Source organism: Luteimonas sp. 8-5, from assembly GCF_029763755.1.
Classification (GTDB): domain Bacteria; phylum Pseudomonadota; class Gammaproteobacteria; order Xanthomonadales; family Xanthomonadaceae; genus Cognatiluteimonas.
Window position 1 is genome coordinate 1 of the sequence record NZ_JARUVM010000121.1, and the last position, 13,502, is coordinate 13,502.

Genomic DNA, 13,502 nt, shown 5'->3' on the forward strand with positions numbered 1-13,502 from the left:
ATGCCGGCCGCGGCGGCCAGCAGACCCAGGGCGCCCCAGGCGCGACGGCCTCCGGCGCCACGCGGCGCATGCAGTCCGGCGAGCAGGAACACCACGCCGAGCGCGGCGAAGGCGATGCGCTGGAAGATGCACAGCGGGCAAGGTTCGAGGTGCGCGCTGAACTGCAGGAACACGGCGTACCCGATCAGCAGCGCGCACGCGGCGAAGCCCGCGAAGCATTGGGTGCGAAAGGACCAGCGGAGGGGGTTGGCGACCATGTGTCCAAGATACGCAAAAAACGAAGCCCCGGCACGTGGCCGGGGCTTCGGATTTCGCGGAAGCCGACCTGGGTCGGCCCTGCGGGTGTCGCTTACTCGGCGACCGCCTGCGGGCGGTCGACCAGCTCGACGTAGGCCATCGGCGCGTTGTCGCCGTCGCGGAAGCCGCACTTGAGGATGCGCAGGTAGCCGCCCGGGCGGGTGGCATAGCGCGGGCCGAGCACGGTGAACAGCGTGCCGACCGCTTCCTTGTCGCGCAGGCGCGAGAACGCCAGGCGGCGGTTGGCCACGCCGTCGGTCTTGGCCAGCGTGATCAGCGGCTCTGCGACGCGGCGCAGTTCCTTGGCCTTGGGCAGGGTGGTGCGGATCAGCTCGTGCTTGATCAGCGAGGCAGCCATGTTCTCGAACATCGCCTTGCGATGTGCGCTGGTACGGCTGAACTTGCGTCCGGATTTCTGGTGGCGCATGGCTATGTTTCCCTTATCCCATCATGCCGTGCGAGGCGATGCCCGCCGGCGGCCAGTTTTCGAGCTTCATGCCGAGGGAAAGGCCGCGCTGGGCGAGCACTTCCTTGATCTCGGTGAGCGACTTCTTGCCGAGGTTCGGCGTCTTCAGCAGTTCGACCTCGGTCTTCTGGATGAGGTCGCCGATGTAGTAGATGCTCTCGGCCTTGAGGCAGTTGGCCGAGCGCACGGTCAGCTCCAGGTCGTCGATCGGGCGCAGCAGCACCGGGTCGACGCCGGCGGTGGCCGGCTTCGCCGCACCGCGGTCGCGGTGGGTGAAGTCGCCGAACACCGAGAGCTGGTCGCTGAGGATGTCGGCGGCGGTGCGCACGGCTTCCTCGGCGTCGATGGTGCCGTTGGTCTCGATGTCCAGGACCAGCTTGTCCAGGTCGGTGCGCTGCTCGACGCGCGCGGCCTCGACCGCGTAGGCGACGCGGCGGACCGGCGAGAACGAGGCGTCCAGCACAAGGCGGCCGATGGTACGGGTCTCCTCGTCCGGCTTGCGGCGGGCGGCGGCCGGCTGGTAGCCGAAACCGCGCTCGATCTTGAGCCGCATGTTAAGCGCCGTGTCCTTGGTCAGGTGGGCGATGACATGCTCGGGGTTGAGGATCTCGACGTTGTGGTCGGTCTTGATGTCGGCAGCGGTGACGATGCCGGAACCCTGCTTGGCCAGGCTCAGGGTCGAGCTCTCGCCCGTGCCCATGCGGATGGCGATGTCCTTGAGGTTGAGCAGCACCTCGAGCACGTCTTCCTGCAGGCCTTCGATGGTGCTGTATTCGTGCAGCACGCCGTCGATCTCGACTTCGGTGATGGCGAAGCCCGGGATCGAGGACAGCAGCACCCGGCGCAGCGCATTGCCGAGCGTGTGGCCGTAGCCGCGCTCCAGCGGCTCGATCACGACCTTCGCACGGTTGCCGGCGAGGCGCTCGATCTGCGGGCCACGCGGGCGCAGGACTTGGTTGGCGGTAACCGTCATTCGTGGTGTCTCCTGCGGAACTCCCGGGGGGGGGCGGGGATCCGTGATGTGATTACTTCGAGTACAGCTCGACGATCAGCGCTTCGTTGATGTCGGTCGGCAGGTCGGCCCGGTCGGGCACGGCCTTGAACACGCCGGCGAACTTCTTGGCGTCGACCTCGACCCACGACGGCGACAGGTCCATCTGCGCGGACACCGTCAGCGACTCCTGCACGCGGAGCTGCTTCTGGGCCTTCTCGGAGAGCGCGATCTCGTCGCCGGGCTTGACCGTGTACGACGGCAGGTTGACCGGCTTGCCGTTGACGGTCACGCCGCGGTGGCTGACCAGCTGGCGGGCGGCCGGGCGGGTGACCGCGAAACCCATGCGATAGACGACGTTGTCCAGGCGGGTCTCGAGGAACTGCAGCAGGTTCTCGCCGGTATTGCCCTTGCGGGTGGCGGCCTTCTTGTAATAGTTGCGGAACTGGCGCTCGAGCAGGCCGTAGATGCGCTTGACCTTCTGCTTCTCGCGAAGCTGGGTGGCGTAGTCCGAGAGCTTGCTGCGGCGTGCGCCGGTGCCGGCACCGTGCTGGCCGGGCTTCTGCTCCAGCTTGCACTTGGAATCGAGCGCGCGGGCCGGCGACTTCAGGCCGAGGTCGGTGCCTTCGCGACGGGCGAGCTTGCAGGTGGGTCCGATATAACGAGCCATTATCTATCGCCCCCTTAGACGCGACGCTTCTTCGGCGGACGGCATCCGTTGTGCGGGATGGGCGTCACGTCGATGATGTTGGTGATCTTGTAGCCGACGTTGTTCAGCGAACGAACGGCCGATTCGCGACCCGGACCCGGGCCCTTGATGCGCACTTCCAGCGACTTCACGCCGTAGTCGAGCGCGGCCTTGCCGGCCTTCTCGGCGGCGACCTGCGCGGCGAACGGGGTCGACTTGCGCGAGCCGCGGAAGCCCGCGCCGCCCGAGGTCGCCCACGACAGCGCGTTGCCCTGGCGGTCGGTGATGGTGACGATGGTGTTGTTGAAGGACGCGTGCACGTGGGCGATGCCGTCGGTGACGACGCGCTTGATCTTCTTCTTGACTTTAGCGGCAGCTGGCTTGGCCATGTCTGTTCCTTACTTCTTGATGGCCTTGCGCGGACCCTTGCGGGTACGTGCATTGGTCCGGGTGCGCTGGCCGCGCAGGGGCAGGCCGCGACGGTGGCGCAGGCCGCGGTAGCAGGCCAGGTCCATCAGGCGCTTGATGGCGACGCCGACTTCGCGGCGCAGGTCGCCCTCGACCGCGAACTTGCCGATCTCGGCACGCAGGCGCTCGACTTCGGGCTCGGACAGGTCGCGGATCTTGGTCGACGGGGTGACCCCGGCCGATTCGCAGACCTGCCTGGAACGGGTACGGCCAATACCGTAGATGCTTTGCAGCCCGACCCAGACATGCTTCTGGGCAGGCAGGTTGACGCCGGCAATACGCGCCATGGGGCGGCTCTCCAAACTTGGCGGCCGGGCACGGGTCCCGGCAAAGTGGGCACTTTGGTAAGTGAACTGGAAATTTTAACAGGGTCTCGGGTTCTCTGGAAGCCCCGGGCGCCAAGGCGTCCGGGACCCGGCATGGGGAGTGTGCCCATGCTCCGGCGACGGCCCGGGACTGGCCGGGCCTGGCGGAAAACCGCCCTGCCCGGCCCGCGCGCTACTCTGGCGCGCGGATCGGTCCCGGGCCACCCGTGCGCGAGACCGCCGCCCGGGTCGCCCATTTTGCCCCGGGGCCGATGGCCCGGGGCGGTGGGCAGCATTACCGCTTGCTGCCCTTCAGGTTCGCTTTCTTCAGCAGGCTGTCGTACTGGTGGGACATCAGGTGCGCCTGGATCTGCGCAATGAAGTCCATCACCACGACCACCACGATCAGCAGCGAGGTGCCGCCGAAATAGAACGATGCGCCCATCTCCGTCCGCATGACGTCGGGGAGCAGGCAGACGATCACCAGGTAGGCGGCGCCGACTGCGGTCAGGCGGGTCAGCACGGCGTCCACGTAGTCGGCCGTGGCCTTGCCGGGGCGGATGCCCGGGATCAGGGCGCCCGACTTCTTCAGGTTGTCGGCGGTCTCCTGCGAGTTGAAGACCAGCGCGGTGTAGAAGAAGGTGAAGCCGGCGATCAGCGACGCGTACAGCACCATGTACAGCGGCTCGCCCGGCGACAGCGCCTGGCTGGCCTTCTGCAGCCACGTGGCCGAACCGGCCTGGCCGAACCAGGTCGAGGCGGTGGCCGGGAACATGATGATCGACGAGGCGAAGATCGGCGGGATCACGCCCGACATGTTGAGCTTGAGCGGCAGGAACGAGGACTGGTTCATGTACGCGTTGCGACCGCCCTGGCGGCGCGCGTAGTTGACCGTGATCCTGCGCTGCCCGCTCTCGACGAACACCACGAACCAGGTGAAGCCCAGCACGATGGCCGCGATGGCGATCAACGCGATCGAGCTCATCTCGCCGTTCTGGACCTGGTCGACGGTGCCGAACACCGCCGACGGCAGGCCGGCGACGATACCGGCGAAGATGATCAGCGACACGCCGTTGCCGACGCCGCGCTCGGTCACCTGCTCGCCCAGCCACATCAGGAACATGGTGCCGGCGGTCAGCGACACGACCGCGGTCAGCACGAAGCCCATGCCGGGGGAATACACCACCGGGATGCCGTTGCTGGCGCCCGAACCCTGCAGCGCCATGGCGATGCCCGCCGACTGGAAGATCGCCAGCGGGATCGCGCCCAGGCGCGACCACTGGGTGATCTTGCGGCGGCCGGACTCGCCTTCCTTCTGCATCGCCTTCAGGCTCGGCAGGACCTGCACCATCAGCTGCATCACGATGGACGCGGAGATGTACGGGATCACGTTCAGCGCGAACAGGCTGAAGCGCGACAGGGCGCCACCGGAGAACATGTTGAACATGTCCACGATGGTCCCTTCCTGGGTCTCCATCAGCTGCAGCATCGCCTCCGGGTTGACGCCCGGGACGGGGATGAAGCAGCCGATGCGGTAGACCAGCAGTGCGCCGAGCACGAACAGCAGGCGCTGGCGCAGCTCGGTGAACTTGCCGGCGCCGGCCATGCCGGACAGTGCGGATGCACCTGTCGCCATGCCGTGCTTACTCCTCGACCTTGCCGCCAGCGGCTTCGATCGCGGCCTTGGCGCCGGCGGTGGCCATCAGGCCCTTGAGCACGAACTTCTTGGTCAGGTCGCCCTTCTTCACGACCTTGGCCTGCTTCGCGGTGGCGGGCACCAGCTTGGCGGCGCGCAGGGCGGCGAAGTCGATGGTGCCGGCGTCCAGCTTGTCCAGCTGGTACAGCAGCACTTCGGCGGTGTCCTTCTTCTTCAGCGAGGCAAAGCCGATCTTCGGCAGGCGGCGCTGCATGGGCATCTGGCCGCCTTCGAAGCCGGCCTTGATCTTGCCCTTGCCCGAGCGCGCGAACGAGCCCTTGTGGCCGCGGCCGGCGGTCTTGCCGAGGCCGGAGCCGATGCCGCGGCCGACGCGCTTGCGTTCCTGGCGGGCGCCGTCTGCCGGCTTGAGGGAATTGAGCTTCATCCGATTTACTCCTCAACCTGCACGAGGTAGTGGACCTTGTTGATCAGGCCGCGAACCTGGGGGCTGTCCTTGAGTTCGCGCATGTCGTTGAGCTTGTTCAGGCCCAGGGCCTTCACTGACAAGCGATGGCGTGCCTGGGTTCCCCGCAGGCCCTTGACCAGGCGCACCTTGACGGTACCGGTCGCGGCGGCTTCCTTCTTTTTAGCCATGGTTCAGTTCCTCCACCTTCTTGCCGCGCTTGGCCGCGATGCGGCTGGGCGAATGCATTTCGGTCAGGCCCTTCAGGGTGGCGCGCACGAGGTTGATCGGGTTGCGCGAACCGGTGGCCTTGGCCAGCACGTTCTTCACGCCAACCGCCTCGAGCACGGCGCGCATGGCGCCGCCGGCGATCACGCCGGTACCCTCGGACGCCGGCTGCATGTAGACCTTCGCCGCGCCGTGGCCGGACTTGACCGCGTGCCACAGGGTGCCGTTGTTGAGGTCGACCGTGGACATGCCGCGGCGCGCCTGCTCCATCGACTTCTGGATGGCGACCGGCACTTCGCGCGCCTTGCCGTAGCCGAAGCCGACCTTGCCGTCGCCGTCGCCCACCACCGTCAGCGCGGTGAAGGTGAACTGGCGACCGCCCTTGACGGTCTTGCTGACGCGGTTGACCGCGATCAGCTTCTCGATCATGCCGTCGTCCATTTCCTCGCGGTTGCGATCGCGATCGCGGCCCCGCGGTGCTCGTTCGTCTGCCATTTCCGGTTCTCTCTGAAGTTTCGGTATGTACGGCTCGTTGGCCGCTTATAGTTGTTGGTCTGTAGCGTGGAGCTGTGCCTTCGAGGCAGGTGGATCAGAACTGCAGGCCGCCCTCGCGGGCGGCGTCGGCCAGCGCCTTGACGCGGCCGTGGTAGCGGTAACCCGAACGGTCGAACGCGACCCGCTCGATGCCGGCGGCGCGCGCCTTCTGCGCGATCGCCTGGCCGACCTTGGCGGCGGCCTCGACGTTCTTGCCGTTCTTCAGGCCCTCGCGGACGTCGGCCTGGGTGGTGCTGGCGGCAGCCAGGACCTTCGAGCCGTCGGCGCTGAACAGCTGGGCATACAGGTGCTGGCCGGTGCGCAGCACCGACAGGCGCGGCACGCCCAGTTCGCGGATGTGCGCGCGGGTCGACTTGGCGCGGCGCAGGCGGGCAATCTTCTTTTCCATGGTCTCTGGTCTCCGGAAGCTGAAAGCGGCTTAGGCCTTCTTGGCTTCCTTGCGGATGATGTTTTCGCCGGCGTACTTGACGCCCTTGCCCTTGTAAGGCTCCGGCGGACGGAAGCCGCGGATCTTGGCGGCAACCTCGCCGACCTGCTGCCTGTCGGCGCCGCTGACCACGATCTCGGTCTGCGACGGGGTGGCGATGGTGATGCCTTCCGGGGCCGGGAACAGCACCGGGTGCGAGAAGCCCAGCGACAGGTTCAGGTCCTTGCCCTGCATGGAGGCGCGGTAACCCACGCCGACCAGCTCGAGCTTGCGCTCGAAGCCCTCGGACACGCCCTTGACCATGTTGGCCACGATCGAGCGCAGGGTTCCGGTCAGCGGCACCAGTTCGACGTCGTTGGTCGACAGGGTGGCGACGCCGTCCTGGACCTTGACCTCGATGCCTTCGGGCTTGGCGATGGACAGGTTGCCCTTCGGGCCCTTGACGCCGACGCGGTCGGCCTGGATGTCGAGCTCGACGCCCTTGGCGACGGCGATCGGCTTCTTGGCTACACGAGACATGTTCGCTGCTCCCTTAGGCCACGAAGCACAGGACCTCACCACCGACGCCCTGCTGGCGCGCCTGGGTGTCGGTCATGATGCCCTTGGAGGTGGAAATGATCGCGATGCCGAGTCCGCCGAGGACCTTGGGCAGCGCATCCTTGCCGCGGTACTGGCGCAGGCCGGAACGCGAGACGCGGTGCATGCGCTCGATCACGGGCTTGCCCTCGAAGTACTTCAGCACGATCTCGAGCTCGGCCTTGGCGCCGTTCTCGGTCACGCGCGAATCCGCGATGTAGCCTTCGTCCTTGAGGACCTTGGCGATGGCCACCTTGATCTTGGAAGACGGCATCTTCACCGTCGGCTTGCCAACCGCGGCCGCATTGCGAATGCGGACCAGCATGTCGGCGATGGGATCAGTCATGCTCATTGTTTGTCACCGATATCCGTTGATGGGAATGAATTACCAGGAAGCCTTGCGCAGGCCGGGAACGTCGCCGCGCATGGTGGCCTGGCGCAGCATGTTGCGGCCGAGGCCGAACTTGCTGTAGACGGCGCGCGGACGGCCGGTCAGGGCGCAGCGGCTGGTCTGGCGGCTCTCGGAGGAGTCGCGCGGCAGCTTCTGCAGCTTCACCGCGGCGTCCATCTTCTCTTCGTAGCTCGCCGTCTGGCTGCTGATGACCTGCTTGAGCGCCTCGCGCTTGGCGGCGTACTTCTTCGCCAGCTTCGCGCGCTTCACTTCGCGGTTGACCATCGAGGTCTTTGCCATGGGTATGGTCCTTGCTTAATTGCGGAACGGGAAGCGGAAGGCCTCGAGCAGCGCCTTGGCTTCTTCGTTGGTGCGGGCGGACGTGGTGATCGCGATGTCCATGCCGCGCAGCGCGTCGACCTGGTCGAAATCGATCTCAGGGAAGATGATCTGTTCCTTCACGCCCATGTTGTAGTTGCCGCGGCCGTCGAAGGAACGGCCGGACACGCCGCGGAAGTCGCGCACGCGCGGCAGCGAGACGTTGATCAGGCGATCGAGGAACTCGTACATCTTCGCGCGGCGCAGCGTCACCTTGGCGCCGATCGGCCAGCCGTCGCGGATCTTGAACGAAGCCACCGAGACGCGCGACTTGGTGACCACCGGCTTCTGGCCGGCGATCTTGGCCATGTCGGCCACCGCGTTCTCGAGGATCTTCTTGTTGGTCGCGGCCTCGCCCACGCCCATGTTGAGCGTGATCTTCTCCAGGCGCGGGACCTGCATCGGATTGGTGTAGCCGAACTTCTCCATGAGCTTCGGCACCACTTCCTTCTTGTAGAACTCTTCCAGTCGGGTCGTCATCGCGGCATCCTCAGGCGTCGAGCGCCTCACCGCTGGAGCGGAACACACGCAGTTTGCGTCCATCCTCCAGCACCTTGGTACCAATGCGCTCGCCCTTGCCGGAGGCAGGGTTGAAGAGCATCACGTTCGAAACATGGATCGGCGCTTCGCGCTCGATCACGCCGCCCGGCTGGTTGGCCTGCGGATTCGGCTTGGTGTGGCGCTTGACCAGGTTCACGTTGGACACGACGACCTTGTCGCCGAGGACGCTCACCACGTCGCCGCGCTTGCCCTTGTCCTTGCCGGTGGTGACGACCACGTGGTCGCCCTTCTTGATACGGTTCATTTTGCTTCCCCTGCTCAGAGCACTTCAGGCGCGAGCGAGACGATTTTCATGAACTTCTCGGAGCGCAGCTCGCGGGTCACGGGCCCGAAGATGCGCGTGCCGATCGGCTCGTGCTTGTTGTTCAGCAGCACGGCGGCGTTGCCGTCGAAGCGGATCAGCGAGCCGTCGGAGCGGCGCACGCCCTTGCGGGTGCGCACCACGACCGCGTCGTAGACCTCGCCCTTCTTCACCTTGCCGCGCGGGATCGCATCCTTGATCGACACCTTGATGATGTCGCCAATGCCGGCGTAACGGCGCTTGGAGCCGCCGAGCACCTTGATGCACATGACTTCCTTGGCGCCGGAGTTGTCGGCCACGTCGAGGTGGCTCTGCATCTGGATCATTGCGAGGCCTCCTTATTCGGCAGCGCGGACGAGGATCTCGACCACGCGCCAGTTCTTGGTCTTGGACATCGGCGCGCACTCGGCCACGCGCACCATGTCGCCGGCGTTGCAGGCGTTGTCGGCGTCGTGGGCGTGCAGCTTGGTGGAGCGCTTGATGTACTTGCCGTACAGCGCGTGCTTCACCTGGCGCTCGACGAGCACCGTCACCGTCTTGTCCATCTTGTTGCTGACGACGCGGCCTTCGACCGTGTGCAGCTTCTTGGTGGTGTTCTTGTCGGTCATCTCGGCCATCCTTACTTCTTCGCACCGAGCAGGGTGTTCACGCGCGCGATCTCGCGGCGCACCCGACGGGCCTCATGGGTCTTGGCGAGCTGCCCCGTCGCCTTCTGCATGCGCAGGGCGAATTGCTCCTTGCGCAGCTCGAGCAGGTGGGAATTGAGCTCGTCCGCCGACTTCTGTCGCAGTTGCTTGAGTTCCATCAGCGCACCGTCCGGGTCACGAAAGTGGTGGTCACCGAGAGCTTGGCAGCGGCCAGGCGGAACGCCTCGCGCGCGGTGGCCTCGTCGACGCCCTCGATCTCGTAGATCATGCGGCCGGGCTGGATCTGCGCGACCCAGTACTCGACGTTGCCCTTGCCCGAGCCCATGCGGACTTCGATCGGCTTCTTGGTGATCGGCTTGTCGGGGAACACGCGGATCCACATCTTGCCGCCACGCTTGACGTAGCGGGAGATGGAACGACGCGCGGCCTCGATCTGGCGCGAGGTCAACTGGCCGGTCGCGGTGGCCTTGAGGCCGTACTCGCCGAAGCTGACTGCGTTGCCGTTCCAGGCCAGGCCGTCGTTGCGGCCCTTGTGCATCTTGCGGAATTTGGTTCGCTTGGGTTGCAGCATGGTTTATTCCCTCGCCTCGCCGCGGTCGTTACGGTCGCGGCGCGGGCCGCGCGGACGATCGGTACGGTCGCCGCGGTCACCACGGTCGCCGCGGGGCGTGTCGTCCTGCTTTTCCTGGCCGACCTGGGAGAAGTCGAAGACCTCGCCCTTGTAGACCCACACCTTGATGCCGATGATCCCGTAGGTGGTCTTCGCCTCGGCGAAGCCGTAGTCGACGTCGGCACGCAGCGTGTGCAGCGGCACGCGACCTTCGCGGTACCACTCCGAACGCGCGATCTCGGCGCCGTTCAGGCGGCCGCCGACGTTGACCTTGATGCCCAGGGCGCCGAGGCGCATCGCGTTGCCGACGGCGCGCTTCATCGCGCGGCGGAACATGATGCGGCGCTCGAGCTGCTGCGCGATCGACTCGGCCACCAGCTGCGCGTCGAGTTCCGGCTTGCGGACCTCGGTGACGTTGATGTGCGCCGGGACGCCCATCAGGTCAGACACTTCCTTGCGCAGCTTCTCGATGTCCTCGCCGCGCTTGCCGATCACCACGCCCGGGCGGGCGGTGTGGATCGTCACGCGCGCGGTCTTGGCCGGGCGCTCGATCAGGATCTTGCTGATCCCGGCGGCGGCCAGCTTCTTGCGCAGCATGTCGCGGACCTTGAGGTCGGCGGCCAGGTACTCGGCGTATTCCTTCTTGCCGGCATACCACTTGGAGTTCCAGTCCTTGGAGATGCCAAGGCGGATACCGGTCGGATGAACTTTATGACCCATGAGTTACTTCCCCTCGCCGACGACGACGGTGATGTGGCTGGTGCGCTTGAGGATGCGCGTGCCACGGCCCTTCGCGCGCGCCATGAAGCGCTTCAGCGTCGGACCTTCGTCGACCATGATGGTGGTGACCTTGAGCTCGTCCACGTCGGCGCCCTGGTTGTTCTCCGCGTTGGCGATCGCCGATTCGACGACCTTGCGGATCATGTGGGCTGCCTTCTTGTCCGAGAACTTCAGCAGGTTGACGGCGCGCTCGGCCGACAGCCCGCGCACCTGGTCGGCGACCAGGCGGGCCTTCTGGGCGGAGATGCGCGCACTGCGCAGGATGGCTTTCGCTTCCATTGTCATCTCCTTACTTCCCGGCCTTCTTGTCGCCACCGTGGCCCTTGAACGTGCGGGTCATGGCGAACTCGCCGAGCTTGTGCCCGACCATGTTCTCGTTGACCAGCACCGGGATGTGGTTCTTGCCGTTGTGGATGGCGATGGTGTAGCCGACCATTTCCGGCATGACCATCGAACGACGCGACCAGGTCTTGATCGGCCGCTTGTTGCTGCCCGCGGTCTCCACCTTCTTCATCAGGTGGTGGTCGACGAACGGGCCCTTCTTCAGTGAACGTGCCATGGCCTATCAGCTCCTGCGGTCGCGCACGATGAACTGCTGGGTGCGCTTGTTCTTGCGGGTCTTGTAACCCTTGGTCGGGACGCCCCACGGGGTGACCGGATGCGGGTTGCCCTGTCCGGCCTTGGCCTCGCCACCGCCGTGCGGGTGGTCGACCGGGTTCATGGCCGCGCCGCGGACGGTCGGCTTGATGCCGCGCCAGCGCTTGGCGCCTGCCTTGCCCAGCTTCTCCAGGTTGTGCTCGTCGTTGCCGACCTCGCCGATGGTGGCGCGGCACTCGGACGGCACCTTGCGCATCTCGCCCGAGCGCAGGCGCAGCATCGCGTAGACGCCTTCACGGGCGACCAGCTGCACGCCGGCGCCGGCGGCACGCGCGATCTGCGCGCCCTTGCCCGGCTTCATCTCGATGCAGTGCACGGTGGAACCGACCGGGATGTTGCGCAGCGGCAGGGTGTTGCCCACCTTGATCGGCGCATCGGCGCCAGCGATCACCTGGTCCCCGGCCTTCAGGCCCTTGGGCGCGATGATGTAGCGGCGCTCGCCGTCGACGTAGCACAGCAGCGCGATGTGCGCGGTGCGGTTGGGGTCGTACTCGATCCGCTCCACGCGCGCCGGGATGCCTTCCTTGTCGCGCTTGAAGTCGATGATGCGGTAGTGCTGCTTGTGGCCACCGCCGATGTGGCGGGTGGTGATGCGGCCGTGGTGGTTGCGGCCACCGGTCCGGCCCTGCTTCTCGAGCAGCGCCGCGTGCGGCGCACCCTTGTGCAGGTCGGGCGTCACCACGCGGACCATCGAGCGACGGCCGGCGGAGGTGGGCTTGAAGGTCATCAATGCCATGGTTTCTTTCCTCAGGCCTTGGCCATCACGTCGATCGACTGGCCGTCGGCCAGCTTCACGTAAGCCTTGCGCCAGTCGCCGCGGCGGCCGATGCGGTTGCGGAAGGCCTTGCCCTTGCCCTTCACGTTGACCACGTTGACCGCTTCGACCTTGACGTCGAACAGCTTCTCGACCGCGACCTTGATGTCCGCCTTGGTGGCGTCCGTCGCGACTTCGAAGACGTACTGGTTGGAGACTTCCTGCAGGCGCGCGGTCTTCTCGGACACGCGCGGCGCACGGATCACTGCATAGAGCTTGGCGTCGTTCATGCCAGCCACTCCTCGATCTTCTTGACGGCGTCGGAGGTGATCACCACCGAGTCGGCGCCGACCAGGGCGACCGGGTCCAGGCCCTGCACGTCGCGGACCTGCACGTACGGCAGGTTGCGGGCCGACAGGTACACGTTCTCGGTCGCGTCCTCGGTGACCAGCAGCGGGCGCTGGCCGACCTTGAGTTCCTTCAGCAGCGCGACCATGCCCGAGGTCTTCGGGTTGTCGAGCGCCAGGCCCTCGACCACGGTGATCCGGCCCTGGCGGTTGAGCTCCGACAGGATCGCGGCCATCGCGGCGCGGTACATCTTGCGGTTGACCTTCTGCTCGAAGCTGCGCGGCTTGGCCGCGAAGGTCACGCCGCCGCCGACGAAGATCGGAGCGGTGAGCGCGCCGTGGCGGGCACCGCCGCCCTTCTGCTTCTTCGACTTCTTGGTCGTGCCGTTGACTTCCGAGCGCGTCTTCTGCGCCTTGGTGCCGGCGCGGCCCGCGTTGCGGTAGGCGACGACGACCTGGTGGACCAGGTCCTGGCTGAACTCACGACCGAAGACCGCGTCGGAGACCGACATCTTCTTGCCGTTGTTGATGGCGAGTTCCATCGTCATCTCTCCTTAAACCTTGCTCGACGGACGCACGATCACGTCGCCGCCCGGTGCACCCGGCACCGCGCCGCGGATCGCGATCAGGCCGCGCTCGGCGTCGACCTTGACCACCTGCAGGCGCTGCGTGGTCTGCTGCACCGCACCCATGTGGCCCGCCATCTTCTTGCCCGGGAACACGCGACCCGGGGTCTGGCGCTGGCCGATCGAGCCGGGGGACCGGTGCGACAGCGAGTTGCCGTGGGTGGCGTCGCCCATGCGGAAGTTCCAGCGCTTGATCGTGCCCTGGAAGCCCTTGCCCTTGGTCACGCCCTGGACGTCGACGATCTGGCCGGCCTCGAAGATGTCGGCCTTGATCTCGCCGCCGACTTCGAAACCGCCGATCTGGTCGGCTTCCACGCGCAGTTCCCACAGGCCGCGGCCGGCTTCGACCT

Annotated in this window: 27 protein-coding genes; all 27 read right to left on the reverse strand. The window is 66.5% G+C overall.

The window, feature by feature from the left end; genetic code table 11:
- The coding region (locus tag QAA18_RS11230; protein WP_279413047.1) for a disulfide bond formation protein B at positions 1-257 on the reverse strand (257 nt) is incomplete at its 3' end.
- A 92-nt stretch (positions 258-349) separates the two neighbouring features.
- Positions 350-724: a 50S ribosomal protein L17 gene (rplQ, locus tag QAA18_RS11235; RefSeq protein ID WP_279413048.1), complete on the reverse strand. Its 375-nt coding sequence runs from the start codon at positions 722-724 to the stop codon at positions 350-352.
- 13 nt (positions 725-737) lie between these two features.
- Complete coding sequence (gene rpoA / locus QAA18_RS11240) at positions 738-1,736, reverse strand: DNA-directed RNA polymerase subunit alpha (protein ID WP_279413049.1); 999 nt, start codon at positions 1,734-1,736, stop codon at positions 738-740.
- 52 nt (positions 1,737-1,788) lie between these two features.
- Positions 1,789-2,424 carry a 30S ribosomal protein S4 gene (rpsD, locus tag QAA18_RS11245; RefSeq protein ID WP_279413050.1) on the reverse strand — a complete coding sequence of 212 codons (636 nt, stop codon included), beginning with the start codon at positions 2,422-2,424 and terminating at the stop codon, positions 1,789-1,791.
- 14 nt (positions 2,425-2,438) lie between these two features.
- A complete protein-coding gene (gene rpsK, locus QAA18_RS11250) occupies positions 2,439-2,831 on the reverse strand; it encodes a 30S ribosomal protein S11 (protein WP_140908272.1) in 393 nt (130 codons plus the stop codon).
- A 9-nt stretch (positions 2,832-2,840) separates the two neighbouring features.
- On the reverse strand, positions 2,841-3,197 hold the full coding sequence (gene rpsM / locus QAA18_RS11255; RefSeq protein WP_279413052.1) for a 30S ribosomal protein S13: 357 nt from the start codon (positions 3,195-3,197) through the stop codon (positions 2,841-2,843).
- 313 nt (positions 3,198-3,510) lie between these two features.
- Complete coding sequence (secY, locus tag QAA18_RS11260) at positions 3,511-4,851, reverse strand: preprotein translocase subunit SecY (RefSeq protein WP_279413054.1); 1,341 nt, start codon at positions 4,849-4,851, stop codon at positions 3,511-3,513.
- A gap of 7 nt (positions 4,852-4,858) precedes the next feature.
- Entirely contained in the window at positions 4,859-5,296 is a 438-nt protein-coding gene (gene rplO / locus QAA18_RS11265; protein ID WP_279413056.1) for a 50S ribosomal protein L15, read from the reverse strand.
- Positions 5,297-5,301: 5 nt separating this feature from the next.
- Entirely contained in the window at positions 5,302-5,505 is a 204-nt protein-coding gene (gene rpmD, locus QAA18_RS11270) for a 50S ribosomal protein L30 (protein WP_279413058.1), read from the reverse strand.
- Entirely contained in the window at positions 5,498-6,037 is a 540-nt protein-coding gene (gene rpsE / locus QAA18_RS11275; RefSeq protein WP_279413059.1) for a 30S ribosomal protein S5, read from the reverse strand. Before rpsE ends, rpmD begins: the two co-directional genes overlap by 8 nt.
- A 94-nt stretch (positions 6,038-6,131) precedes the next feature.
- The gene (gene rplR, locus QAA18_RS11280) at positions 6,132-6,485 is read right to left on the reverse strand and encodes a 50S ribosomal protein L18 (RefSeq protein WP_279413061.1); all 354 of its coding nucleotides are present in this window, start codon (positions 6,483-6,485) and stop codon (positions 6,132-6,134) included.
- Positions 6,486-6,515: 30 nt separating this feature from the next.
- Complete coding sequence (rplF, locus tag QAA18_RS11285; RefSeq protein ID WP_279413062.1) at positions 6,516-7,043, reverse strand: 50S ribosomal protein L6; 528 nt, start codon at positions 7,041-7,043, stop codon at positions 6,516-6,518.
- A gap of 13 nt (positions 7,044-7,056) precedes the next feature.
- On the reverse strand, positions 7,057-7,452 hold the full coding sequence (gene rpsH, locus QAA18_RS11290; protein ID WP_279413063.1) for a 30S ribosomal protein S8: 396 nt from the start codon (positions 7,450-7,452) through the stop codon (positions 7,057-7,059).
- 33 nt (positions 7,453-7,485) lie between these two features.
- Positions 7,486-7,791: a 30S ribosomal protein S14 gene (rpsN, locus tag QAA18_RS11295; protein ID WP_279413064.1), complete on the reverse strand. Its 306-nt coding sequence runs from the start codon at positions 7,789-7,791 to the stop codon at positions 7,486-7,488.
- Between the two features lie 15 nt (positions 7,792-7,806).
- Positions 7,807-8,349, reverse strand: a complete 543-nt coding sequence (rplE, locus tag QAA18_RS11300; RefSeq protein ID WP_279413065.1) for a 50S ribosomal protein L5 — start codon at positions 8,347-8,349, stop codon at positions 7,807-7,809.
- Between the two features lie 10 nt (positions 8,350-8,359).
- On the reverse strand, positions 8,360-8,674 hold the full coding sequence (gene rplX, locus QAA18_RS11305; RefSeq protein ID WP_279413066.1) for a 50S ribosomal protein L24: 315 nt from the start codon (positions 8,672-8,674) through the stop codon (positions 8,360-8,362).
- Positions 8,675-8,688: 14 nt separating this feature from the next.
- Positions 8,689-9,057, reverse strand: coding sequence for a 50S ribosomal protein L14 (gene rplN / locus QAA18_RS11310; protein ID WP_279413067.1), 369 nt, complete (start codon positions 9,055-9,057; stop codon positions 8,689-8,691).
- Positions 9,058-9,069: 12 nt separating this feature from the next.
- Entirely contained in the window at positions 9,070-9,339 is a 270-nt protein-coding gene (gene rpsQ, locus QAA18_RS11315) for a 30S ribosomal protein S17 (protein ID WP_279413068.1), read from the reverse strand.
- A gap of 11 nt (positions 9,340-9,350) precedes the next feature.
- The gene (gene rpmC, locus QAA18_RS11320; RefSeq protein ID WP_279413069.1) at positions 9,351-9,536 is read right to left on the reverse strand and encodes a 50S ribosomal protein L29; all 186 of its coding nucleotides are present in this window, start codon (positions 9,534-9,536) and stop codon (positions 9,351-9,353) included.
- A complete protein-coding gene (rplP, locus tag QAA18_RS11325; protein WP_279413070.1) occupies positions 9,536-9,949 on the reverse strand; it encodes a 50S ribosomal protein L16 in 414 nt (137 codons plus the stop codon). Before rplP ends, rpmC begins: the two co-directional genes overlap by 1 nt.
- Before the next feature lie 3 nt (positions 9,950-9,952).
- Positions 9,953-10,708, reverse strand: a complete 756-nt coding sequence (rpsC, locus tag QAA18_RS11330) for a 30S ribosomal protein S3 (RefSeq protein WP_279413071.1) — start codon at positions 10,706-10,708, stop codon at positions 9,953-9,955.
- Between the two features lie 3 nt (positions 10,709-10,711).
- Positions 10,712-11,047: a 50S ribosomal protein L22 gene (gene rplV, locus QAA18_RS11335; protein ID WP_279413072.1), complete on the reverse strand. Its 336-nt coding sequence runs from the start codon at positions 11,045-11,047 to the stop codon at positions 10,712-10,714.
- Between the two features lie 10 nt (positions 11,048-11,057).
- Entirely contained in the window at positions 11,058-11,327 is a 270-nt protein-coding gene (gene rpsS, locus QAA18_RS11340) for a 30S ribosomal protein S19 (RefSeq protein WP_279413073.1), read from the reverse strand.
- A 6-nt stretch (positions 11,328-11,333) separates the two neighbouring features.
- A complete protein-coding gene (rplB, locus tag QAA18_RS11345) occupies positions 11,334-12,161 on the reverse strand; it encodes a 50S ribosomal protein L2 (protein ID WP_279413074.1) in 828 nt (275 codons plus the stop codon).
- Between the two features lie 11 nt (positions 12,162-12,172).
- The gene (gene rplW, locus QAA18_RS11350) at positions 12,173-12,469 is read right to left on the reverse strand and encodes a 50S ribosomal protein L23 (RefSeq protein WP_279413075.1); all 297 of its coding nucleotides are present in this window, start codon (positions 12,467-12,469) and stop codon (positions 12,173-12,175) included.
- Complete coding sequence (rplD, locus tag QAA18_RS11355; RefSeq protein WP_279413077.1) at positions 12,466-13,074, reverse strand: 50S ribosomal protein L4; 609 nt, start codon at positions 13,072-13,074, stop codon at positions 12,466-12,468. The genes rplW and rplD overlap by 4 nt, the downstream gene beginning before the upstream one ends.
- 6 nt (positions 13,075-13,080) lie before the next feature.
- Positions 13,081-13,502, reverse strand: a 422-nt coding sequence (rplC, locus tag QAA18_RS11360) for a 50S ribosomal protein L3 (protein ID WP_279413078.1), incomplete at its 5' end; no start/stop codon positions are given.